Annotated in this window: 16 protein-coding genes, 1 tRNA gene and 1 pseudogene; 9 read left to right on the top strand and 9 right to left on the bottom strand. The window is 72.8% G+C overall.

The window, feature by feature from the left end; genetic code table 11:
- Positions 1 to 42: 42 nt before the first annotated feature.
- On the bottom strand, positions 43 to 4,071 hold the full coding sequence (locus ACFVUH_RS19910) for a hypothetical protein (protein ID WP_387914619.1): 4,029 nt from the start codon (positions 4,069 to 4,071) through the stop codon (positions 43 to 45).
- A 213-nt stretch (positions 4,072 to 4,284) separates the two neighbouring features.
- Positions 4,285 to 4,923 carry a TetR/AcrR family transcriptional regulator gene (locus ACFVUH_RS19915; protein WP_387914621.1) on the bottom strand — a complete coding sequence of 213 codons (639 nt, stop codon included), beginning with the start codon at positions 4,921 to 4,923 and terminating at the stop codon, positions 4,285 to 4,287.
- A gap of 158 nt (positions 4,924 to 5,081) precedes the next feature.
- Here ACFVUH_RS19915 and ACFVUH_RS19920 point away from each other — a divergent pair.
- Together ACFVUH_RS19920 and ACFVUH_RS19925 are read left to right on the top strand one after the other, a co-directional pair.
- A pseudogene (locus ACFVUH_RS19920) lies at positions 5,082 to 5,327 on the top strand (family 1 glycosylhydrolase); the annotation flags it as partial.
- Between the two features lie 205 nt (positions 5,328 to 5,532).
- Positions 5,533 to 7,827 (top strand): glycoside hydrolase family 3 C-terminal domain-containing protein, encoded by a 2,295-nt coding sequence (locus ACFVUH_RS19925; protein ID WP_387914623.1) that lies wholly within the window; start codon positions 5,533 to 5,535, stop codon positions 7,825 to 7,827.
- 186 nt (positions 7,828 to 8,013) lie between these two features.
- Here ACFVUH_RS19925 and ACFVUH_RS19930 read toward each other — a convergent pair whose 3' ends face one another.
- Complete coding sequence (locus ACFVUH_RS19930) at positions 8,014 to 8,742, bottom strand: TetR/AcrR family transcriptional regulator (protein ID WP_387914624.1); 729 nt, start codon at positions 8,740 to 8,742, stop codon at positions 8,014 to 8,016.
- Between the two features lie 148 nt (positions 8,743 to 8,890).
- Between ACFVUH_RS19930 and ACFVUH_RS19935 the strand changes: the two genes are divergently transcribed.
- Positions 8,891 to 9,592 carry an NAD(P)-dependent oxidoreductase gene (locus tag ACFVUH_RS19935; protein ID WP_387914626.1) on the top strand — a complete coding sequence of 234 codons (702 nt, stop codon included), beginning with the start codon at positions 8,891 to 8,893 and terminating at the stop codon, positions 9,590 to 9,592.
- A gap of 63 nt (positions 9,593 to 9,655) precedes the next feature.
- Here the strand turns inward: ACFVUH_RS19935 and ACFVUH_RS19940 are convergent, their stop codons facing one another.
- Positions 9,656 to 10,117 (bottom strand): hypothetical protein, encoded by a 462-nt coding sequence (locus tag ACFVUH_RS19940; RefSeq protein WP_387914627.1) that lies wholly within the window; start codon positions 10,115 to 10,117, stop codon positions 9,656 to 9,658.
- 316 nt (positions 10,118 to 10,433) lie between these two features.
- Between ACFVUH_RS19940 and ACFVUH_RS19945 the strand changes: the two genes are divergently transcribed.
- The 4 genes from ACFVUH_RS19945 to ACFVUH_RS19960 all read left to right on the top strand — a co-directional run bounded on the left by ACFVUH_RS19945 (position 10,434) and on the right by ACFVUH_RS19960 (position 17,413).
- The gene (locus tag ACFVUH_RS19945; protein ID WP_355368467.1) at positions 10,434 to 10,889 is read left to right on the top strand and encodes a peptidase inhibitor family I36 protein; all 456 of its coding nucleotides are present in this window, start codon (positions 10,434 to 10,436) and stop codon (positions 10,887 to 10,889) included.
- Between the two features lie 111 nt (positions 10,890 to 11,000).
- Complete coding sequence (locus tag ACFVUH_RS19950) at positions 11,001 to 14,783, top strand: endonuclease/exonuclease/phosphatase family protein (protein ID WP_387914629.1); 3,783 nt, start codon at positions 11,001 to 11,003, stop codon at positions 14,781 to 14,783.
- A gap of 231 nt (positions 14,784 to 15,014) precedes the next feature.
- Entirely contained in the window at positions 15,015 to 15,383 is a 369-nt protein-coding gene (locus ACFVUH_RS19955) for a DUF6508 domain-containing protein (RefSeq protein WP_387914631.1), read from the top strand.
- Between the two features lie 209 nt (positions 15,384 to 15,592).
- The gene (locus ACFVUH_RS19960) at positions 15,593 to 17,413 is read left to right on the top strand and encodes a CocE/NonD family hydrolase (RefSeq protein WP_387914633.1); all 1,821 of its coding nucleotides are present in this window, start codon (positions 15,593 to 15,595) and stop codon (positions 17,411 to 17,413) included.
- A 68-nt stretch (positions 17,414 to 17,481) separates the two neighbouring features.
- Here ACFVUH_RS19960 and ACFVUH_RS19965 read toward each other — a convergent pair whose 3' ends face one another.
- Together ACFVUH_RS19965 and ACFVUH_RS19970 are read right to left on the bottom strand one after the other, a co-directional pair.
- On the bottom strand, positions 17,482 to 18,183 hold the full coding sequence (locus ACFVUH_RS19965) for a response regulator (RefSeq protein ID WP_387914634.1): 702 nt from the start codon (positions 18,181 to 18,183) through the stop codon (positions 17,482 to 17,484).
- The gene (locus ACFVUH_RS19970; RefSeq protein WP_387914636.1) at positions 18,183 to 19,418 is read right to left on the bottom strand and encodes a sensor histidine kinase; all 1,236 of its coding nucleotides are present in this window, start codon (positions 19,416 to 19,418) and stop codon (positions 18,183 to 18,185) included. The genes ACFVUH_RS19965 and ACFVUH_RS19970 overlap by 1 nt, the downstream gene beginning before the upstream one ends.
- A gap of 146 nt (positions 19,419 to 19,564) precedes the next feature.
- Here ACFVUH_RS19970 and ACFVUH_RS19975 point away from each other — a divergent pair, with 146 nt between their 5' ends.
- On the top strand, positions 19,565 to 20,707 hold the full coding sequence (locus tag ACFVUH_RS19975; RefSeq protein ID WP_387914637.1) for a serine hydrolase domain-containing protein: 1,143 nt from the start codon (positions 19,565 to 19,567) through the stop codon (positions 20,705 to 20,707).
- Positions 20,708 to 20,758: 51 nt separating this feature from the next.
- Here the strand turns inward: ACFVUH_RS19975 and ACFVUH_RS19980 are convergent.
- From ACFVUH_RS19980 to ACFVUH_RS19990, 3 genes are all read right to left on the bottom strand, one after another.
- Positions 20,759 to 20,842 (bottom strand) — tRNA-Leu (locus ACFVUH_RS19980).
- A gap of 43 nt (positions 20,843 to 20,885) precedes the next feature.
- Complete coding sequence (locus ACFVUH_RS19985; RefSeq protein ID WP_387914640.1) at positions 20,886 to 21,026, bottom strand: DUF397 domain-containing protein; 141 nt, start codon at positions 21,024 to 21,026, stop codon at positions 20,886 to 20,888.
- Positions 20,983 to 21,771: a DUF5753 domain-containing protein gene (locus ACFVUH_RS19990; RefSeq protein ID WP_387914641.1), complete on the bottom strand. Its 789-nt coding sequence runs from the start codon at positions 21,769 to 21,771 to the stop codon at positions 20,983 to 20,985. Before ACFVUH_RS19990 ends, ACFVUH_RS19985 begins: the two co-directional genes overlap by 44 nt.
- Positions 21,772 to 21,816: 45 nt before the next feature.
- On the opposite strand from ACFVUH_RS19990, the gene ACFVUH_RS19995 reads away from it, so the two are divergent.
- Positions 21,817 to 22,200, top strand: a complete 384-nt coding sequence (locus ACFVUH_RS19995) for an ATP-binding protein (protein ID WP_387914643.1) — start codon at positions 21,817 to 21,819, stop codon at positions 22,198 to 22,200.
- Position 22,201: the final 1 nt, after the last annotated feature.

A 22,201-nucleotide genomic window follows, 5' to 3' on the forward strand; every position in this document is an offset into this window, starting at 1 on the left:
CGGGAACCCCGGGCGGCGCGGTGTCGATCAGGCGGCCGGTCGTCAGACCGAGAACCAGCCGATCAGGTCGGCGACCACGTCGGTGCCGCCCCACTGGTTGGCGAACGACACGCGTCCGTCCACCACCGGGACCATCACCAGCGTGGAGACGACCTCACCCGGGCGGTAGTTGATGTTCGAGGCGTCGGGACGTTCCTGTCCGTGCGGAAAGACCGTCAGGAAGCTGGTGTTGGTCGGCCACACCACGGTGACGTTCATCAGCACCGAGGTCACCCCGGTCGAGGGCACGCCCTCGACGCCGTCCACCCGCACGCTGAGCAGGTCGCCGTTCCCGCCCAGGGCGCCGATCCGGGCGCCCTCGCCGGTACGGGTGTCGAGCAGCCGCACCAGGTTCGCCGGCGAGTAGGTGGCACCCGAGGCGCCGTAGTAGCCGACGATGTCGACCCCGAGGTCGATCTCGCCCCAGGCGTTGTACAGGTCGACCCTGCCGTCCGCCCCGACCGGGACCGTGACCAGGTTCGACACGTTCTGCCCGGCCGCGAAGTTGACGACCGAGGCGTCCGGCACGGACTCGCCGTGCGGGTAGGCCGTCACGAAGCCGGTCCGGGTCGGGTTGACGGCCGTCACGCTCATCACGACCGCCGTCACCCCGCTCGTCGGCACCCCGGCCACGCCGGTCACCTTGAGCGGCACCACGCCGCCCCAGCCGACCCGGCCGGCCGGCGCGCCGACCCCGAGCACGGTGTTCAGGATGCGGGTCGGCGACACCGGGCTCAGCAGGGAGCCCTGGGTGGTGCTGTCGGTGTAGTAGCCGACGACGTCCACCCCGAGGTCGACCTCGCCCCAGGCGTTGCGCAGGTCGACCCGGCCGTTGGCCAGCGGCACCGTCACCAGGTTGGTGACGTTCTGCCCGGCCGCGAAGCTCACCGTCGGCAGGTCCGGCACCTTCTGGCCGCTCGGGTACGCCGAGACGGCGCTGTTGCGGGTCGGGTTGACGGCCGTCACGTTCATCACGACCGCCGTCGCCCCGGTGACCGGGACCCCGCCCGCACCGGCGACCTGGAGCGGCACCACGCCGCCCTGGCCGACCCGGCCGGCCGGCGCGCCGACACCCAGCACGGTGTTCAGGATCCGGGACGGCGACACCGGCACGAACCGGCCCTTGGCCGCGGCCTGCTCGGGCGTCACCGTGAACGCCTTGCCGAGCGAAACACCGGTGCTCCCGTCGTCGAGCACCACGTCGTACGCCCCCGGCTGGAGGCCGTAGGTGTTGAACAGGACGTGTGCCTCGGTGCCCCCGGGGTTCACCGAGATCGGCGTGACGTCGAACTGGGAGGAGGTCACGCCGCCCTTCAGGCGCAGCTTGCTGCCCAGGGTGAGGCCGTAACCGCGCACCGCGACCTGGATCTGCGTCCCGGCCGCGCCGGTGGCGGGGCTGACCGAGGTCAGTGTGACGTAGCTCGACTGGCCGCCGCAGGTGGAGGAGTAGCGCTCGCACGTGCCCTGGAAGGTGTACTCGATCGGTGTCGCGGCACGACCGGGGGCGGCCAGGAGGACGGCCTGCCCCGCGACCGCGCCGCCGGTGGCGCTGCACTTGGCGCCGAACGCGTTGTAGATGTTGCCGCACCAGTAGGTGGGGCTGTAGTCGTCCCACTTCCCCGGCCCCACGAGGTCCAGGATCGGCTTGGCCAGCGTCGGCGCGGAGGTCGCGCCGAAGACGTTGAAGGACTGCCACTCCTTCATGTCGACCACCGCACAGTACCCCGGCGACGACTCCGTGAACATCCCGCTGCGGAGCGAGAAGCCCGCCACCGAGATCGGATGGGCGGTGCACTCAGGCGCCCAGCCGTTCGCCGTACCCACCCGCCAGCTGTCCACATCGGCGTGGACCGGGGCGCCGCCCTTGTGGCCGACCGCGAGCACGACCATCGTGTACGAGGTCGATCCGGTGACCTTGCAGGAGTCGCCGAACTGGACGCAGATCGTGCGGCCTGCGGCGTCGGCGACCTGGAGCTGCACCGTGCTGTCGTACCGGCCCGCGGCGACCCGGGCGCTCAGCCAGAGCTTGTCGGTGGCCTCGGCGGGCACCCGGATGCAGCGGGCGTCCAGCGCCGAGCCCAGGTCCAGCGGGAGCGACCGGCCGCCGACCGTGGTCGCGTTCGGGGCAAGGCAGTTCGCGGTCGGCGAGATGTCCCGCCGGGCCAGCTTGTAGCCGTCGCCGTAACGACCGGACAGCAGCATCGTGTAGGGCACGCCGTCGGTGAAGGCGCAGGTGAAGGCGCTGCCCAGGCAGGCCACGTTGCCCTGCGGATCGACCACCTTCAGCGAGGCGCCGCCGGTGTTGGTGGCGTTCGTGTAGTCGACGGCCTCGGCGGTGCTGTGCTGACCGGCCGGGAGGCCGAGGCAGACCTGCGGCGCGGCCTCGGTGGGCGTGACCTCCACGCCCCAGCCGCCGTCGAAGGCGCTGCGCGGCCAGGCCGTGCAGCCGGCCGTCTCACCGGTGCGGTGGACCACCAGCCGGTACGTCGCGGTCGGCGCACCGGTCGGCAGCACGCGGAACGGCGCCGTCCCGGTCAGCTTGCAGATCGTGGTGCCGTACGAGAAGGGGTTCTCGCACTGCTTGGTGCCGGCCGCGTCGAGCACCGTGAAGACCGCACCGGTCGTGTCCTTCGGCGGCTGGTTGAGCAGGTAGACGCCGGTACCGGTGGCGGTGGGCAGGAGGAGGCAGGAGGCATGCCCGGAGGCACCGAAGGAGCCGGTGGCCGGGCCGGACACCAGGCCGGTGTCACCGGTCGCCGTGCAGCCCCCGGTCTCCCTGGCCGAACGCAGGACCAGGCCGAAGCCCTGGTCGGCGGGGGTGCCCGGGTCCACCACCCAGGTGTAGCCGCCGGGGGTCAGCTCACAGGTGTAGGCCTCCGAGCAGCCGGCGTACACCCGGCTCCCGTCGGGCGCGAACAGCTCGCCGGTGAGCGCGGTGCCGCTCGCCGAGGTGACGGCGGCGAGGTAGTACCGGTCCTTCTCCGTGATCCGCAGCGTGCGACACCGGGCGGCCTGGCCCAGGTCCGGGGAGGTGCCGTAGGCCTGCGGCTCCACGAGCACGCAGCCCTGCGTGCCGGCGAGCCGTGCCAGGGTGAGGTCGTACGCCTGCGTCGAGCCGTAGCCGGCCTGCACCGTGAACCGGAACGGCGCCTGGCCGGCCGTCGTGCAGTCCAGCCGGAAGGAGTCCCCGCTGTTGGTACCGGAGCAGATCTGTCGGCCGGTGGCGTCGTAGACGGCGCGGGCGGCGGAGTAGGCGCTGATGCGGGTCCGCAGCTGGTCCCCGACGGTGAGGTCGGCGGCGAGGTAGCACTCACCGGCGGAACCGGTCGGCAGCGAGCCGTGGAACACCGCCGGTGCGGCGAGCGAGAGGTCGGCGGCGCTCACCGTCCGGCAGGCGCCGGGCGCGAGCAGCGGAAGGTACGAGACGGAGAGGCCGCCCGCCACGCCGTAGTCCTGCGTGACCTGGAGGGTGTAGTCGCCCGCCTGCGTGGTGGCGCAGCGGCGCATCCCGCCGGACTGGTCCTCGCAGGTCGGCGTCGTGCCGTCGGGCGCGCGCAGGGTCCAGCGCGGCGAGCCGGTGGCGGTCAGGACCCGGACGAACAGCACGTCCTGCGGCTGGGGCAGGGTGAAGGAGAACGACTGCGGCTTGCCCGGTTCGACCGCGCACTCGGCGACCGTGCCGGCCGCGAGCGCCGTCGGGCAGGGGCCGGTCGGGTCGGCCTGCTGGAGCTCCCGGGCGGCGGCCGCGGCCTCGGCCTTCGGGTCCACCGGCGGCGGGGCCGTCGGCCCGGCGGTGGGCGCCGCGCTCGGGGCGGCGGACGGATCGGTGCCCGGAGCGGTGTCAGTGCCCGGAGCGGCGCCGGCGCCCGCCTGCGGCGAGGCGGTGGCCGCCGGCGGCGGGGCGACGGCGGCGGCGGGGCCGGCCTGGCCCACCAGCGTCGCCAGGACGGCGAGCAACAGGGCGCCCGGAGCGGCGATGCGCTTCCTTCTTCGCCCCTGCCCCCCGCGGCTGCCCGATGGCAGCAACTTCATTGATGCCCCCTCATGTTTCACGGCCCCAACTCATATGACGATCACAGAGTTCGTAGGCAGCCGGATTCTAGCGATCGCCGCACACCGTGCCGACCGGAGATTCCGGATGCCACCGGGCGGTGCCGCTCCCTGCCCCGGGAGGGTGCAAGCACCGACCCCCACGAGGGCCACCGAGCACGACGACGCCGACCGGCCGGGGGCCGATCCGCCCGCTCAGGCCGAGGACGCCGGGCGCTCCTCCGCGGGGGCGTCGGGCGCCGGGCGCTGCGCGTCGGGGTCGGGGGTCCACCGCGGGCCGATCAGCAACTCGCCGAGCCGGTCGATGTCGGCGGCCATGTCGATCTCCGGGTCGAGCAGCCACTGGAGCTGGATGCCGTCGACGGCGGCGATGAAGATCCGGGCGAGCCAGGCCGGGTCCACCTCGTCGGCGACGTGCCGCTCGATGCGCTCCGCGAGCCGGGCGCGGAGGTCCGCGTAGCGCTGCTCGAAGAAGTCGTGCGCGGGATGGTCGGGTTCGGCCGCCGCCGCCGCGAGGTCGACGAAGAGCTTGACCAGCCCCGGGGTGGACGCGTTGTGCCGCAGGATCGCCGAGTGCGGCAGTCCGGTTCGCTCGGGGTCGGGTCCGAAGCGTTCCGCGGCCGCCGCGTCCCGGGCCTCCAGGACGGCCGTGAGCAGGGCCTCCTTGCTGCCGAAGTGGTGCATGACCCCGGCGTAGGTCATCCCGACCCGCTGGGCGATGTCGCGCAGCGAGACGTTGCGGCTGCCCGCCTCCGCGTAGGCGGCGAGGGCGGCGTCGATGATCTCCTGCCGCTTGGCCGAGGTCTTGGCGTACGGCCCCCGAGGCTTGCTCATGGCCGGAGTCTACCGGGCGCGGCGCAAAAACATATCGATGCCAGGTTTTCGACGACGAAAGCATTGCACTGTCATGTTTTCGTGCTTATGGTGAGGCACCCCTTGCGCACACGCGGCCGGCCCGGACGGCGGACCGCACCACGGAAGAGAGACCCGCCATGCGCGACGCGCCGATCACCTCCCTGCCCGAGGGCTTCCTCCGGGGCGCCGCCACCTCCGCCCACCAGACCGGGGGCGGCCACATCAAGGAGCCCAGCGGCGACGCCTGCGACAGCTACCACCGCTGGCGCGAGGGCATGGACCTGCTCGCCGAACTCGGCTTCACCGACTACCGGTTCAGCGTCGAGTGGGCCCGGATCGAGCCCGAGCCGGGCGAGTTCTCGCGCGCCGCCCTCGCCCACTTCCACTGGAGCGCCCCGGACACCTACGAGTGGGGCAGCTTCCTCCCCACCTTCGGCCTGATCGCGGTGGACCGGGAGACCTTCGTCCGCACCCCGAAGCCGTCCGCCGCCTGGCTGGGCGCCGCCGGCCGCAGCCGCGTCCTGCCCGTCGCCGGGGCCTGACCCCCCACCACCAACCCGCCCACCGGCCACCCGAAGGAGAAAACCCATGACCGAGCAGAGCCACCACCCCGCGCTGAGCACCGAGCAGCAGGCCGCGCTGACCTCCGGCGGCGACTTCTGGCACACCCGCGCCCTGCCCGAGGCCGGCGTCGAGGGCATCATGCTCACCGACGGCCCGCACGGCCTGCGCAAGCAGCCCGAGAACGGCGACGCCCTCGGCATCGGCACCAGCGAGCCGTCCACCTGCTACCCGCCCGCCTGCGCCCTCGGCTCCTCCTGGGACCCGGCGCTCGCCGAGCGGGTCGGCCGGGCCATCGCGCTGGAGGCCGTCGCCAAGAACGTCTCCGTCGTCCTCGGCCCCGGCGTCAACATCAAGCGCTCCCCGCTCGGCGGGCGCAACTTCGAGTACCTCTCCGAGGACCCGCTGCTCACCGCCCGGATCGGCGCCGCGCTGGTGCACGGCGTGCAGTCCCGGGGCGTCGGCACCTCGCTCAAGCACTTCGCCGTCAACAGCCAGGAGACCGACCGGCTCCGGGTGAGCGCCGAGGTCGACGAGCGCACCCTGCGCGAGATCTACCTGCCCGCCTTCGAGCACATCGTCACCACCGCCCGGCCGACCACCGTGATGGCCGCCTACAACGCGGTCAACGGCGTACCGGCCGCCCGCAACCACTGGCTGCTGACCGAACTGCTGCGCGGCGAGTGGGGCTTCGACGGCCTGGTCGTCAGCGACTGGGGCGCGGTCGCCGACCGGGTCGCCTCGCTCGCCGCCGGGCTCGACCTGGAGATGCCGCCCTCCCGGCGGGAGGCGCAGGTCGTCGCAGCCGTCGAGGACGGCTCGCTGGACCCGGCCGCCCTGGACGCCGCCGCCCGGCGGGTCCTGGAGCTGCTGGAGCGCACCGCGGCCGCCCGGGTGCCCGGCGGGAGCTACGACGAGGACGAGCACCACGCGCTGGCCCGCGCCGTCGCCGCGCAGTGCGCCGTGCTGCTCAAGAACGACGGCGGCCTGCTGCCGCTCGCCCCCGACGGCACCGGAACCATCGCCGTCGTCGGCGAGTTCGCCCGCAGCCCGCGCTTCCAGGGCGGCGGCAGCTCGCACGTCGTGCCCACCCGGCTCGACACCGCCCTCGACGCGATCCGCGCGACCGTCACCGACCCGGAGCGGATCCGCTTCGCCCCCGGCTTCACCCTCGACGGCACGGCCGACCCGGCGCTCGTCGCCGAGGCCGTCGAGGCGGTGCGCGCCGCCCGGCACGCCGTGCTCTTCCTCGGCCTGCCCGAGACCCACGAGTCCGAGGGCTTCGACCGCACCGACATCGACCTGCCCGCCGACCAGCTCGCCCTGCTCGACGCCGTCACCGCCGCCGCCCGGGCCTCCGGCGCCGACGTCACCGTGGTCCTCTCCAACGGCGCGCCGGTACGGCTCACCCCGTGGCAGGACCGGGTCGGCGCCGTCCTGGAGGGCTGGCTGCTCGGCCAGGCCGGCGGCTCGGCCCTCGCCCGGCTGCTGTTCGGGCTCGACAACCCCTCGGGCCGGCTCGCCGAGACCATCCCGCTGCGACTGGAGGACAACCCCAGCCACCTGCACTTCCCCGGCGCGGACGGCAAGGTCCACTACGGCGAGGGCGTGTACGTCGGCTACCGGTACTACGACACCCTCGGCCTGCCGGTCGCCCACCCCTTCGGCCACGGCCTGAGCTACACCACCTTCGGCTACGACGGCCTGGAGGTGACGCCCACCGGGGACAACCGCTTCGACGTCTCGTTCACGGTCACCAACACCGGCACCCGGGCCGGCGCCGAGGTCGCCCAGCTGTACGTGCACGAGTGCGCCCCGCGGCTGCGCCGCCCCGAGCACGAGCTGAAGGGCTTCGCCAAGGTCCACCTGGAGCCCGGCGAGAGCGCCCGGCTGACCATCACCCTGGACGGGCGCTCCTTCGCCCACTGGTCGGTGCGCGACCACCGCTGGCGGGTCGAGGGCGGCGAGTTCGAGCTGCGGATCGGCGCGTCCTCCCGGGACCTGCGGCTGCGCACCACGGTCGGCTGCCCCGGCGACGGCTACGTCCCCGGGCTCACCGCCGAGTCCACCCTCGGCGAGTGGCTGGCCGACCCGGTCGGGGCGCAGATCATCGGCGCGGCGATGCGGCCGATGGCGGAGTCCATCGGCATCTCCGCCGACGACCCGATCGCCACCACCATGGGCGGCAGCCTGCCGGTCGGCCGCATCCCGGCGTTCGTCGACAGCGTGACGCCCGAGGACATCGAGCGCCTGGTCGCCGCCCACCGCGAGCTGACCGCCGCCCGCGCCGCCGAGGCCCGGGCCGGGGCCGGCCGGGTCTGACGTTCGGCCCCCGCCGTTCAGCCCCCGGCGCCGTCCGGTCGCGGCTGGTCCCGGTCCGGCCGCACCTCGATGTGGTCGGCCGCCAGGACCAGCCGCGGCCGCGTACCGCGCCGGACCTGCGCCGGCGGCGAGCCGTTCGTGTCCGTCCGGGCCGATCCCCCGCCCGGACGGACAGTCAGCCGGGGATCAGTCCTGGAGGCCCAACGAGCGGGTCAGCTGGGTGAGTTCGGCGCGGAAGAGCTTGTCCGGCGCGGAGGTCTGGGCCCGCAGGTGGCCGTAGACCTCGAGCACGACCAGGCCGTGCAGATGGCCCCAGATCCGCAGCGCCAGGGCCACCCCGGCCGGCGGCAGCGCGGGGAACGCGGGGCGGACCTTGTCGAGCAGGCCGGGATCGAAGTCCTCCCAGCCGAAGCCGTCGCCCGCACCCGCACCCGCACCCGCACCCGCACCCGCGGCACCGTCCCAGGCGGTGTCGGCGAGCGCGGCGATGCCGACGCAGACCCGCCGGGCGGCGTCGGGCGCGGCGCCGCCCTCCGGCGCGCGGTAGCCGGGGACGGGATCGCCGTAGATCAGCCGGAAGCCCTCGGGGTTGGCCAGCGCCCAGCCGCGGAAGGCGTGCGCCCAGGCCTGGATCCGCCGCGCCGGGGCGTCCTGCGCGGAGGCGGCCCAGGCGGCGTCGAGGGCGTCGGCGAGCGCCGTGTAGACGTCCGCGACGAGGGCGGTGACCAGGTCGTCGCGGGTGGCGAAGTAGCCGTAGATGGCGTTGGCGGTCATGCCCATCTCGCGGGCGATGGCCCGCAGGGTGATCGCGTCGGGGCCGCCGGAGCGCATCAACTCCAGTGCGGTGCGCTTGATCTCGGCGGTCGTCTCGATCCGCAGTCGCTCGCGTCGTCCGGTGCTCGGGGTGCCTGCCACGGCGCCACTCTACAGCGTCACCTCGCTGATTGCCGTGGGAAAACTTCACGCCGTATAGTTCCCACACGGCGTGAGGGGCGGGCGTGAGGAAGTGCTGTCCCGAGCCGCCGTTTCGGCCTTGACCGTGGCATGAACCAAGGGGAGAACCATGCACATCGGCATCATCGGAGCCACCGGCACCATCGGCAGCCGGATCGTCACCGAGGCCCTCGGGCGCGGACACCGCGTCTCGGCGTTCAGCCGGGACGCCTCCGCGGTCACCGACCGGCGCGAGAACCTGAGCTGGGCGAGCGTCGACGTCCTGGACCCGGCGGCCGTCGCCGCCGTCCTGCCCGGCCTGGACGTCCTGATCAGCGGCTTCCAGCCCGGCAACGCGGCGAAGGACTTCGCCGACACCGTCCGGCGCTCGATCGCCGACCCGACCGTCTACGCGACCGCCGCCCGGTCGCTGCTCAAGGCGCTGGACAGCCACCCCCGCACCCGGCTGATCGTCATCGGCGGCGCCGGCAGCCTGGAGATCGAGCCGGGCGTCGTCCGCGCCGACCACGACGAGCTCTTGCACGCCGCGCTGGACGAGCTCGGTCTGCCCCGCGAGTACGCCGCCGCCGTGCGCGGCCACCGGGAGGCGCTGGACGTGCTGCGCCTGTCCAACCGGCTCTGGACGTACTTCAGCCCCGCCGAGCGGATCGGACCCGGCGAGCGCACCGGCCGCTTCCGGATCGGCGGCGACCAGGTCGTCCTGGACGCCGACGGCCTGAGCCGGATCTCGGCGGAGGACGCCGCGGTCGCGCTGGTGGACGAGGCGGAGCTGCCCCGCTTCGTCCAGCGCCGGTTCACCGTCGGCTACTGAGCCGACGGCAACCGCCGGGCCGGCCCCGGCCGCGCCGCCGCACGGCCGGACCGGCTCCCCGGATCAGGGGAGGGCGGGAAAGGCCGGGTCGAGCACGGGCCCGGTCGGGACGAGGACGGGCCCGTCCGGGTCGGTCACGGGCCCGGTCGGGATGACGGGCCCGGTCGGGACGTAGACGGGATCGATCGGGACGTAGTTCGCGTCACCGGCGAAGAAGATCTGCGCGCCGGTCGCGAGGGTGGCCGGCGCGCTGAGGCAGACCTTCAGCTGGGTGACGGCGAACGGCCCGCCGCCGACCCAGTAGTTGACGTTGTACGAGGCCATGCACTGCTGCTTCCGCGTGAGCTGCAGCACCGAGGGGTTCGACGGCAGGATCGTGAAGTCGGGTGCGGGCGCCACGGCGTTCACGGGCCCGGGGTCGGTGGCGGGGCCCTGCGCGGCCTGCGCGGTTCCGGCGGCCAGCGCCAGCAGCGGGGCGAGCACCGCCACGGTGGCCACCGCGGAGACCGATCGGCGAAGACTCATGGGACGAACACTCCTTCGGGAGAACGGAATCGGCGGCGCCCGGCACCTGCTCGGCGACCGACGCCATGGACCGAATCCTCGCTGTCCCGGCCGGTGCGACGACATCCCATGTTTCTGGGCCGTTTCCCGGCACGACGGGTAGGACGCATCACTCGGTCGGGATCCTTGGCGGTCCGCAGTCATTTGACTGATGCCGCCGCCTCCCCCGCACGGGCAGTCTCGTGGTGCGGCGAGCCCGACCCGGGGCCCGCCGCGCACGAGCACTGTCACCCGCCCGCGTCACAGCCGCGGACAGACCCCGAAAGCGAGTTCCACCATGGCCCTCAAATCCTTCAAGCTGGCGACCACCGCCGTCGCGGGTGCGATCGCCGGGGCGATGATGTTCCTCTCGGCCGCGCCGGCCTCCGCCGCCAACCCCCCGTACGACGGGTGCCCGGGCTGGGCGCTCTGCCTCTACCAGAACAGCGGCGGCACGGGTTCGAAGGCGATCGTGACCCCGCCCCCCGCCGGCAGCGGCAGCCTGATCGTGCGGCTGAACCAGGTCCACTTCCTGAACGGGGTCCTGGCCGACAACCAGGTGTCCTCCTGGATCAACAACTCGCAGTGCTCGGTCGAGTTCTGGGACGACCCCTACGGCGAGCTGCACCCGTCCCAGGTCGACTACGCCCAGGCCTGGAGCTGGGGCACCAAGGGCGACTACGACGCGGGCGGTTCCGACTACTACAAGAACGACCGGATCTCCAGCCTGCGGTTCGGCTGCTTCAACAACTAGTCGTCGCCGGTCCGCGGGCACCACTCCCGGCGGACCGGACCGTCCAGCACACCGCCCCCGTCTCGCCCAAGGAGCCGGGGGCGCTTCTGCGACCCCCCGGAACGAGGTCCCGTGAAACGTCTACGACCATCGGCCGCGCTGCTGTCCGGCCTGCTGCTCTCCCTCACCCTCCCGGCGCTCGCCCCGACGGCACCGGCCTCCGCGGCCCAGGCCGGCTCCGTCGCGGCCGGCTCCGTCACAGCCGGTCCCGGGGCCGAGGGCCCGGACCTGAGCTACGCCAACCGCACCGGACCGGCCCCCGGCATGCCCGACTGGTCCCGGGTGGGCTTCCGCGGCGGCCGGCCGCTGCCCGGCGACGGCGACCTGACCACGAACGCCGACTGCCGCATCACCCCCGACCGGCTCGCCTCCCAGTACGGCGTGCGGGCGGACGACGGCGCCGACGACACCACCGGCCTGCAGCGGGCGATCGACGACATCAAGGCCAACTGCTCGCCGGGCGCCAACTTCAACAGCCTCTCGCTGATCTCCCTGCCGGCCGGCCGGATCGACGTCTCCCGGCAGATCTACGTGGACGCCGACTTCCTCGTCCTGCGCGGCCAGGGCTCCGGCGCCGGCGGCACCCGCCTGGTGTTCCGGCCCGACGCCGACACCCGCTACGACACCCTGGTCAACGGCCGCTGGGACCAGGACAGCATGAAGGCCGGCAGTGGCAGCGACGTCGGCACCGGCGGCTGGATCTGGCCGGGCCGCGGCCTGTTCCGGGTCCAGACCCGGGACATCGCCGAGCGCTACCAGGACGACTGGGCCGCCGCCCCGGCGAACCGCAAGGACATCTTCGAGGGCAGCGTCAACCAGCACTGGGCCTCCGGCATCAAGGTCGCCGCCAAGGCGGCCGACCCCGGCTGGGCGGGCCGGCAGGGCCAGGACGTCGTGCAGCTGGACCCCAAGGCCGACATGAAGAGGTTCTCCCTGGGCGGCTACGTCTGGGTCGGCGCGGCCAACAGCGTCAAGTTCTACGAGCAGCAGGGCGTCTCCGACCGCAGCCAGATGGACAACCTCCACATGCGGCAGCAGATGTTCCGGGTCAACGCGATCGACGCCGCCGCGAGGACGGTCACCCTGGACCGCCCGCTGGAGTGGGACCTGCCGGTCGACTCCACCTCGGACGGCTCCACCCCGCTCGGCGACAAGCCCTACGCCAGCAAGGTCACCCCGCTCAAGGTGGTCGAGGGCGTCGGCTTCGAGGACTTCGCCTTCACCCAGGACATGAACGGCCTGCCCAAGCTCGGCGGCGGCACCTACAGCCTGACCCCCGCCCAGGCCGTGCACAACTACGGCAACATGGCGCCCGAGTACGCGATGCACGGCATCGTCTTCAAGTGGGCCGCCAACGACTGGGCCCGCGGGCTGAAGGCCGAGATGACCGGCTCGCACCCGATCGTCACCGAGGACGCCCGCAACGTCCAGATCGAGCGCAACAGCTTCGACGGCGCGTGGAACAAGGGCAAGGGCGGCAACGGCTACCTGCGCGGCAGCCGGGTCTGGGACTCGCTGTACGCCTACAACCTCAGCCGCAACCTGCGCCACTTCACCTTCCAGTGGTCGGCCGGCGGCAACGTCGCCTTCCGCAACGACCTCGACTCCGACCTCAACCTGCACGGCGGGTGGGAGCACAACAACCTGTTCGAGCAGAACACCCTGCGCGTCCCGTACGAGCACCGCTCGGGCAGCTGCACGACCAACTGCGGCGGCGAGGGCGGCGAGATCGACGAGGGGACGTGGTACCCGATCTGGTGGGCGGCCGGTCCCAAGGCGGTCAAGTGGTCCGGCTCCTCGGGCCCGCAGAACGTCTTCTACGACAACACGATGGTCAAGCAGGCGACACCGGGCGGACCGTACGAGCCCTACACCCCGTACGGCACCCGGTCCGGCACCGCCTTCCAGTTCGGCTCCGCCAACGGCTCCCCGAGCAGGTTCCAGCCGCTGAGCCAGGGCGGGCAGGCGATCCCGGACTGGACCGGCCGGGAGACCCTCGACTTCACCGGCCAGGGCGTCGTCCCCGCCGACGTCGGCAAGCGGCCGTCGCTGTTCCTGCGGGACACCGGCGGTGATCTCGACCCCCGTGCGGGCAACCGCCGCACGATCGCCACCTGGAACATGCAGGGCGCGGGCACCGGCGGCGGGACGGGCGAGGACTCCTCCGCCTACGAGAGCAAGTACACGCTGGGGGTGAACCAGCTGGCACGGCAGAACCAGGCCGACATCGTCGCCCTCCAGGAGGCCGGTGCCCCGCCCAGCGGCGCCGTGTTCGAACAGGACATCCCGCAGAACCCGCCGGTCTTCTTCGACTGGGCCGGCCGCACACCCCCGGTCCGCGAGTACCGGTACGGGGGAACGGGCGCCAGGCCGCAGGGCTACCTGTACTGGCTGCACACGGACACCGACCCCAACACCGAGACGGGCCGGGTCAACCTGGCCGTCCTGAGCCGTACCCGGGTCCAGCCGCAGGACGTGTACGTCATCGAGGCGGGGCGGGACAACGGCTTCACCGGCCGGCCCGCGCTCGGCGTCAACGTCGACGGCGTCGTGTACTTCACGGTGCACGGCCTCTCGGGCAGCGGCAACGACGACCCCGGCCTGCTGCGCAACATCCGGCAGCGGATGGCCACCGCGGGCCCCAACCAGAGCCCGCTGCCCTGGATCGCCCTCGGCGACTACAACCGCGCGCCGCTGCCCCCGACCGACCCGAACGAAGCGGACAGGTCGCTGGCCACCGCGGTCACCGGCGAGTTCACGGTGCACGCCCCTGCACTGCCGACCCATCCGACCGTCCGGCGCCTGAACTCGAACACCCCGGACCGCGTCCTCGACTACGCGGCCGTTCCCGTCGGCAACACGAATCCCAGCGTCCTGGGAATGAACCGGGTCGGGCAGATGCTGCTGTCGGACCACTACCCCGTCGTGATGGAGGTCGGCAACCTGCCGAACCCGCCACGGTCCCAGGCGGTGACGGTGCCGGTGCCGAGCCCCGCCGTGCTGCGCAACGCCGCCACCACCAACGTGGCCGCCCCCGGCAGCAGCACCCATGCGGTCAGTGACCAGCCGATCAACCCGGCCGGCATCCAGACGCAGGTGTTCAACCTGTCGCCCGACCCGGAGTACAGCGGCTTCTACCGCCTGTTCCACGCCAACGCGCCCTACGCCGGCCGCTACCTCGGCCAGGAGGGCGGAGCCCGCGACGCACGGACGGTGCTGTGGCCGAACGCGGCGCTCGACCAGCTCTGGCAGCCGGTCCCCCAGGGCGACGGCACCTGGACCCTGCAGAACTACGTCACCCGCCAGTTCCTCACCGACCTCGGTCCGGGCCTCGGCATCGTGGCCCGTGACCAGGACGGCTCGGCCGCCCAGCGCTGGTTCCTCCAGGACCCCCAGGAGAGCACCCGGCTCACCGAGATCGTCGCGACGGACTCCGGCGGCTCGGCCCCGGCGCTCTCGGTCGACGACCTGGAGGTCGCGCCCTACCCCGTCTACCTGGCGCCGGACTCGCACGGGAACCACCAGCGGTTCAGCGCCATCTCCGCGGGCCCGGACGGCGCCGACAACTGCGTCTACCTCGTCTACGGCCGCCAGTACGTCAACTCCACGGCGGCCCACCCCCAGGCTCCGCAGAACGGCGACTACGTCACCACGGGCGCCTACCGCCCCAATGACAACGGCTACCTGTGGTGCAAGACCGACGACGGCCCCAACGGAACGCTGCTGTCCAACTTCGCCAGCCCCTACGACCACCTCGACCTGACCCGCAGCACCCTGGTCGACACGGTCACCATCACCCGCCCCGGAGCCGCCACCGCCCGGCTCCACTGGCTCTTCCGCACGGTCACCCAGTGACCGGATCCCCACGGTGAACCCGGCCCCCCGCGCGCGCGGGGGGCCGGTCCGCTTCCCGGGCACGACCCGTTCGGACGGCACGCGACCCGACCGCGCGGCGTGGCGGCGCCCCGCCCGCCACCGCACTCGTAGCCTCCCGAGTGTTCCGGGGGTCCTCCCCCATCACGCTCATCGAGCGAGCCCGAGGTGAACGAAGCATGGCCCTGCCCCCCTTGTACGGCGGATCCCCCGATGACTGAGCTGACGCAGGAATCGGCCCGCGAGATCGTCGCGCTCTACCACCAGGCGGAGCGGGAGCCCGGGGCGGCCCCGCCCGCGCTGGGCATGACGCCCGTCGAGGAGTTCGCGGTCGAGGCCTCGGCGCGCGGCCTGACCGAGCCCGGGTTCGACTGGATGAACTGGGCCCCGTACCAGGACGGCCGGATCTCCGACCCCGACTTCATCGCCTCGGCCGACGCCACCACGCTCCGCCGGATCGCCACCGCCCACCTGCGGCTCGACCGCTTCGCCGGCGGCCACCTCGAAGCGGTCGAGGAGAACGGGATCCTCGGCGCGGTCGTCGACCGCCTGAAGCACCTGGCGGACAGCGACGCGCTGTGACGCCCTGGCCGGCGTCCGTGAGAGGTCGTCCCCGAGGGGCGGGGGGGTACTCGGCGGTGCTGAACGGCGTGAGGGCGCGGAGTCAGCTCCCCTCACTCGTTCGGGTGCAGCTGACGGCCCTTCGGTTTCCGGCCCTCCCCTCGGGTCCATGATCCGCCTGGACGGCGCCCCCATCGGGCGCCCCGGCCTTCCAGGAAAGGGCAGTTCATATGACCACTGAGGGTGGAGAGCCGACCGCGGCGATCACCGATGCGACACTCGCCGACATCGCCGCCAACGGGATCTGGCGCGGCGCGAGCCTCGACATCAACCCGGCGGTGCTCGCCGTCGCCCGGGCCCTGCTCGCCGCCCTCCAGGGCACGGCCCCGGCCGCCGCGCTCCCCGAGGAACTGCGGAAGCTCGTCGAGCAGATCCTGCGGGACGCCGGGGTCACCTTCCCGCGCATCCCCGTGACGGAGGAGATCAGCCTCTCCGCGTTCGCGATCCAGCAGAAGACCTCCGAGCCGCGCCCGGTCGTGATCGTGCCCGCCGGCTGGAACCCGTACGGCTGGCTGCCGTTCATGGTCGGCTACCTCTCGCTGGCCGCCCGCGGCTACCACGTGCTGGCGTACACCCCGCGCGGGTTCGGCGAGCCGGGCGCGCTCTACAGCTCCAACGGCTTCATCGGCGTCGCCGGGCAGGACGACTGGGAGGACGGGTCGACGGTGATCGACCACGCGCAGGGGCTGTTCTCCCCGAGCAAGGTCGGGTTCCTCGGCCTGTCCTACGGCTCCGGGATCAGCCAGCTGGTCGCCGCGCACGACCAGCGGAACCGGGTCGCCGCCGTGGCCGCCCTGAGCACCTGGGGCAACCTGGCCACCAGCCTCTACGACCACGGCACCCGGCACCTCAAGGCCGTGGAGCTGCTGATCAAGTTCACCGGAGCCGAGGAGGGCAAGGAGCACGAGAGGTTCGACGAGGCGACGTGGCGCATCCTCCAGAACTTCCTGGCCGGCCGGGAGATGGAGGAGGTGGTGCGCTGGGGCAACGCACGCTCCCCGGAGACCTACGTCGGCCTCACCAACTCCCAGGACGTCCCCACCTTCTACTCGAACACCTGGCACGAGAGCCTGTTCCCGGCCGGCGAGGCGATCGCCACCTTCGAGAAGCTCACCGTCCCCAAGCACCTGAACCTGTGGATCGGCGACCACGGCGCCCCGGAAGGCCTCGGCATCACCGGCTTCCCGAGCGGCACGCCCTTCGTCGGCTCGCTGACGCCGATGCTGGAGGCCTACGCCTGGCTCGACCACCACCTGCTCGGCAAGCCCACCGAGGTGCCGGACTGGCCGGTGGTCAACAGCCAGGTGATGTTCACCTACGACACCGCCCCGGCCATCGGCGGCGGCCGGCGGATCACCAAGGCGGCCCGGCGCGAACCGCTCGACTCCTGGTCCGAGGCCACCACCGGCACCGAGCCCTGGTACCTGAGCGGCACCAACGGCAACGGCGACGGTGCCCTGTCCGACAAGCCGTCCGCGGGCTGGAACCGCGCGTTCACCGCCGGGCACGAGACCGGCGCCACCGCGATGGACGACATCATGGAGACCGGGCAGAAGGAGTGGTTCGGCAACCCCAAGCCCTACGACCCGGCCGGTTTCGAGCGCGACCGGCTGCTCGTCTGGTCCACCGAGGCGCTGGCGGGCGGGCGCCGCATCCGCGGCGCCGCCAAGCTCCGGCTCGCCGTGGGCGTCGAAGCGGGCGACGCCGCGTCCCTGGTCGCCTACCTCTTCGACATCGCCCCGGACGGCTCCGCCCGGATCATCACCCACGAGCCGCTCACCGTCACCGGTCTGAGCGCCGGCACGGAACGGACCGTCGACTGGACGCTCCAGCCCGCCGCCTACGACCTGGGCGACGGCCACCGGCTCGCCCTGGTCGTCAACAGCCGCGACCGGCTCTACTCCTTCGTCGGCGGCGAGGACGGCGCCAGCAGGACCACCATCACCTCCCTGGCCGGGGAGGAAGCCCTCCTGGAGCTGCCGCTCGGCTGAGCGGCACGACCTGGAAGAGGAGCGGCCGGTCGGTTCGGGGACCGACCGGCCGCTCTCCGCACGGCGGGTCAGCCGACGAACCCCGGCACCACCAGGCCCGACTCGTAGGCGATCACCACGGCGTGGGTGCGGTTCTGCGCGCCGAGCTTGGTCAGCACGTTGCCGACGTGCGTCTTCACCGTCTCCAGGCTCACCACCAGCGACCGGGCGATCTCCGGGTTGGACGAACCGGTGGCCATCAGCCGCAGCACCTCCTCCTCCCGCCCCGTCAGCGCCGCCCTCGGCAGCGCCTCGGCGGAGTCCAGTGGGCGGGCGGCGACCATCCGGCGCAGCGCCGCAGGGAAGAGGATCGCCTCCCCGGCGGCCACCACCCGCACCGCCTCGGCGATCTGCCGGACCGGGAGCCGCTTGAGCACGAAGCCGCTGGCCCCGGCGCTGAGCGCGGCGGTGACGTAGCCGTCGTTCTCGAAGGTGGTGATCACCACGACCTTCGGAGGTTCGGCGCACTCAGTGGACCCGCCGGCCAGCAGTTGCCGGGTGGCCTCGATCCCGTTGAGGCGCGGCATCCGCACGTCCATCAGGACCACGTCCGGCCGCAGCCGTCGCGCCTGCTCGACCGCCTCGACGCCGTCGGCGGCCTCCCCGACCACGGTGATCCCCGGCTGGACCGCGAGCAGCGTGCGCAGACCGCTGCGGGTCACCTCGTCGTCGTCCGCGATCAGCAGCGCGACGGAGCCGCTGGTCCCGGCGCCGTCCGGCTGGGTGGGCATCACGCCGACACCCGTACCGGCAGCCGGACCGTCAGCCGCCAGTGCTGCGGCCCGTCCGGACCGGCCTCGAACTCGCCGTGCAGCAGCCGTACCCGCTCGGCCAGCCCGGGCAGGCCGTGCCCGGACGTCGGGAAGGCGCGCCGGTTCCTGCCGGTGGCCGCCGCCCCGGTCCGGTTGACCACGCGGAGCTCCAGCGCGTCCGGCGCCGCCACCACGCGGACCTCGATCGGACCGCCCGCCCCGTGCCGCAGGGCGTTGGTCAGTCCTTCCTGGAGGATCCGGTACGCCGCCCGGGAGACCGTGCCCTGCACCTGCGCCAACTCGCCCGAGAGCTCCGGCTCCACCACCGCGCCCGCGTACCGCAGCCGGTCCAGCAGCTCGGGCAGGTCGGCCAGGGTGCGGGTGGGAGCCGTCCCCGTCTCCTCCTCCCGCAGCACGCCCAGCACGTAGTCCAGGTCCTCCAGCGCGGCCCGGGCCGACTCCTCGATGCTGCGCATGGCGGCCCGCGCCGCCGCCGGGTCGGCGGACAGCACCTCGCCCGCCACCGCGGCCTGGATGGTGGCCGCCGTCAGGGTGTGGCCGATGGAGTCGTGCAACTCATGGGCCAGCCGGTTGCGTTCGGCCATCAGCTGTTCCCGTTCGGCCGCCAGTGCCAGCCGCTCGGCCGCCGACGGGCCGAGCAGCCGGGGTGCCGACCACCGCAGCACGCCCGTCACCATCGCGCACACCGTCAGCGCCAGCAGCACGCAGCCGAGCGCCGCCGGCCAGCTCCACCAGCCGTCCGCCAGGTCCACCGAGCGGTCGAACAGCTTCAGCCGGGCCGAACCGCCGAGCCAGTTCCCCGGCAGCGACAGGCCCAGGAGCAGCAGCAGCCCGGCCGCCGGCGCGCCCGTCCACCCCAGTGCCACGAGCAGCACCAGCCAGAGCGTGGTCCGCAGCCGCTCTGCGGCGGACCGTCTGCCGCCCGCCGGATCCGGCAGCGGCACCCTCAGCACCCGGCGGGCGGACGCGACCAGCACCCGCCGTGTGGTGCGGGCCAGGCCGAGCAGGCCGATCAGCACCGCCCAGACCAGCAGGGTCAGCACGGCCTGCGCCGCGTACGGAGCGGGACTCCACAGCAGCGCCGGCAGCATGGCGAACGGCAGCAGCGGAAGGCTCGCCAACGCGCCGCAGAAGGCGAACAGCACGCCCGTGTACGTGGAGCCGCTCAGCAGCGGCCGGATTCCCCTGATCATGATCGCCAGTATGTCGGCGCAGCTCACCGGGGGCCTCCCCCGATCGAGGGATCGCGCTTTCCCGCCTTTCCGCGATGTGGGCCGCAGGCTCCGGATCCCATGATCGTGTCGCTACCACTTCTCCCAACGATTCCAGGAGTTGACCCATGCGTGAGCAGTCCAGGCTGAGGCTTCGTTCCCTGTCGGCCGCCGCCGCGGTGGCCGTCGCCGCCCTGACGGCGGGCGTCCTCGCACCGCCGGCCGCATCCGCCACCACCGCCACCCGGCCCGACACCGTGCAGCGGGGTCTCGACGCGCTGGTGCGTGACGACGGCCTGCCCGCCGCGCTGGCGAGCGTCAAGGACCGCACCGGCCGCACCCGCACCTACACGGCGGGCGTCGGCGACCTGGCCACCGGCGCGAAGGTGCCCGGGGACGGCCAGGTCCGGATCGGCAGCAACACCAAGACGTTCACCGCGGTGGTCGCGCTGCAGCTGGTCGGCGAAGGGAAGGTCGACCTCGACGCCACCGTCGACGGCTATCTGCCGGGCCTGGTGCGCGGCGACGGGATCGACGGCCGGCACATCACCGTGCGCCAGCTCCTCCAGCACACCAGCGGACTGCCCGACTACGAGGGCTACATCAGCGAATCGGACATCCGCAGCCGCTACTACGAGCCGCGCGACATCCTGGACATCGCCTTCCAGCACAAGTCCGACTTCGCCCCCGGGGCGGGGTTCGCGTACAGCAGCACCAACTACGTGCTGGCCGGTCTGATCGTCCAGAAGGTCACCGGCCGCCCGATCGCCGAGGAGATCGGGCGGCGTGTGCTCCAGCCCCTCGGGCTGCGGCACACCTACTTCCCCGCCGCCGGCGACCGGAGCGTCCGGGAGACCCACCCGAAGGGCTACTACCGGGAGTCAGCGGCCGAGCCCCTGCGCGACATCACGGAACTGGACCCCTCGGTGGCCTGGGCGGCGGGCCAGATGATCTCCACCAACGCCGACCTCAACCAGTTCTTCACCGCCCTCCTCGCCGGCCGCCTCCTCCCTGCGGCCCAGCTCGCCCAGATGCGCACCACCGTGCCGATCGGGAACAGCGGCGCCGGCTACGGGCTGGGGCTGATCAGCCGCCCGCTGTCGTGCGGCGGGGTCTACTGGGGGCACGGCGGCGACATCCCGGGATTCGAGACCCGGGGCGGAGTGACGGACGACGGGCGCGCCGTCAACATCGCGGTGACCACCATCCCCACCGACGAGGCGGCCACGGCGCATCTCGAAGACGTCGTGGACACGGCCCTCTGCCGGTAGGAAGAAAAAAGAACGGCCGGTCGATCCGAAGATCGACCGGCCGTTCATTTGTGCGCGAGGGGGGAGTTGAACCCCCACGCCCTTTCGGGCACTGGAACCTGAATCCAGCGCGTCTGCCTATTCCGCCACCCGCGCAACTGGGTGATGGGTAAATAGTAGCCCATCCCCAGGGGTGGTCCTAACCAACGGGGAGGGAGCCGTCCCGGAGGGAGGTGAGGAAGGACTGCCAGGAGGCGGAGGTGAAGAGGAGGACCGGCCCGGAGGGGTCCTTGGAGTCACGCACCGGAACGACGCCCGGGGTAGGGGACACGAGGGCCACCTCGACGCACTCGCCCCCGTGATCTGCGCTGTAGCTGCTCGTCCGCCACACCGCCGCGCTGGGATTGACGCTCCTCATACCGGTACTCCTCCATCGCATCGGCGATCAGCGCCCGAGAGTCGCTCACCGAGAGCACGTGTCCGCGCAGCAGATCATAGTCACCCCGATGCTCCGCGACGACCGACGGCGAATCGCTGAAGTGCCCGCGATAGAGGCTCTCCGAGTAGAGCCACTCGCCGCCATCCGGCATCTCCATCAGGAACATCGAAGTGGCGGGACGCCTGCACGGGAGGCCGCCGAAAGGCGCCACCTGAATACTGATGTTGGGGCGTCTGCCAACCTCCAGAAGGTGTTCCATCTGGCGCCGCATCACTTCCGGACCGCCGAAGACACTACGGATCGCACTCTCGTCCAAAACGGCAATGTGCAACGGGCCGTCGGGGCCGAGCAGCCGCTTCTGCCGACTCATGCGTGCGGTCACACGCTCCTGCAGCAGTGTCGGATTACCCCCGTCCATCCCGGCCCGGAAGAGTGCGTGCGCGTAGTCCGCGCACTGCAACAAGCCGTTGACCCGGGCGTACTGGTACACCCGGATCGCCAGCGCCTCGCCCTCCAGGTCCACGTACTTCTGGAACCAATCCGGGTGCTCCACGTCCGCCTGCCAGTCCACCCGCTTCCAGAGCAGGTGGAGCATGCCGCCCGTCCGAAGGATCTCGTCGCAGGCCATGACGGTGTCGAGAGGCATGGGCCGATGGCCGCCCTCGTAGCGCGTCACCACGGTGCGGTCGCAGTGCAGGAGCTTCCCCAACGCCTCCTGGGTGAGGCCCGCCCGCTCCCGGGCGAACCGCAACGCCTCGGCGAACTCTTCGCCAACGCCGTCCGGCACGGCGACGCGCCGCCGGACCGCCTCATCGAGATCCGGTTCGCCGTCACCACCGGCCGCCTCCGCCTCGAAGTCCACGACGCCGGCACCGGCCGCCCCGCCCTCCAGCCCTCCACCGCCCCCGACGACGAGCACGGCCGCGGCCTCTTCCTCGTCAACGAGCTCTCCGAGCGCTGGGGCTGCTGCCCCCGCGCCGGTGGCATCGGCAAGTTCGTCTGGGCCCTCATCACCCCCGCCGCCGCCTTCACCGACCTCACCCTCGACCGCACCCCGAAGCTCGTCCCGGCCTGAC

The sequence above is a fragment of the Kitasatospora sp. NPDC058032 genome (assembly GCF_042885845.1).
Classification (GTDB): domain Bacteria; phylum Actinomycetota; class Actinomycetes; order Streptomycetales; family Streptomycetaceae; genus Kitasatospora.

Bases quoted from the DNA above. Each gene is read 5' to 3' on its own strand.
- ACFVUH_RS19910 (WP_387914619.1), bottom strand. From the start codon at position 4,071: ATGAAGTTGCTGCCATCGGGCAGCCGCGGGGGGCAGGGGCGAAGAAGG.
- ACFVUH_RS19915 (WP_387914621.1), bottom strand. From the start codon at position 4,923: ATGAGCAAGCCTCGGGGGCCGTACGCCAAGACCTCGGCCAAGCGGCAG.
- ACFVUH_RS19925 (WP_387914623.1), top strand. From the start codon at position 5,533: ATGACCGAGCAGAGCCACCACCCCGCGCTGAGCACCGAGCAGCAGGCC.
- ACFVUH_RS19935 (WP_387914626.1), top strand. From the start codon at position 8,891: ATGCACATCGGCATCATCGGAGCCACCGGCACCATCGGCAGCCGGATC.
- ACFVUH_RS19940 (WP_387914627.1), bottom strand. From the start codon at position 10,117: ATGAGTCTTCGCCGATCGGTCTCCGCGGTGGCCACCGTGGCGGTGCTC.
- ACFVUH_RS19945 (WP_355368467.1), top strand. From the start codon at position 10,434: ATGGCCCTCAAATCCTTCAAGCTGGCGACCACCGCCGTCGCGGGTGCG.
- ACFVUH_RS19955 (WP_387914631.1), top strand. From the start codon at position 15,015: ATGACTGAGCTGACGCAGGAATCGGCCCGCGAGATCGTCGCGCTCTAC.
- ACFVUH_RS19960 (WP_387914633.1), top strand. From the start codon at position 15,593: ATGACCACTGAGGGTGGAGAGCCGACCGCGGCGATCACCGATGCGACA.
- ACFVUH_RS19965 (WP_387914634.1), bottom strand. From the start codon at position 18,183: ATGCCCACCCAGCCGGACGGCGCCGGGACCAGCGGCTCCGTCGCGCTG.
- ACFVUH_RS19970 (WP_387914636.1), bottom strand. From the start codon at position 19,418: ATGATCAGGGGAATCCGGCCGCTGCTGAGCGGCTCCACGTACACGGGC.
- ACFVUH_RS19975 (WP_387914637.1), top strand. From the start codon at position 19,565: ATGCGTGAGCAGTCCAGGCTGAGGCTTCGTTCCCTGTCGGCCGCCGCC.
- ACFVUH_RS19990 (WP_387914641.1), bottom strand. From the start codon at position 21,771: ATGCCTCTCGACACCGTCATGGCCTGCGACGAGATCCTTCGGACGGGC.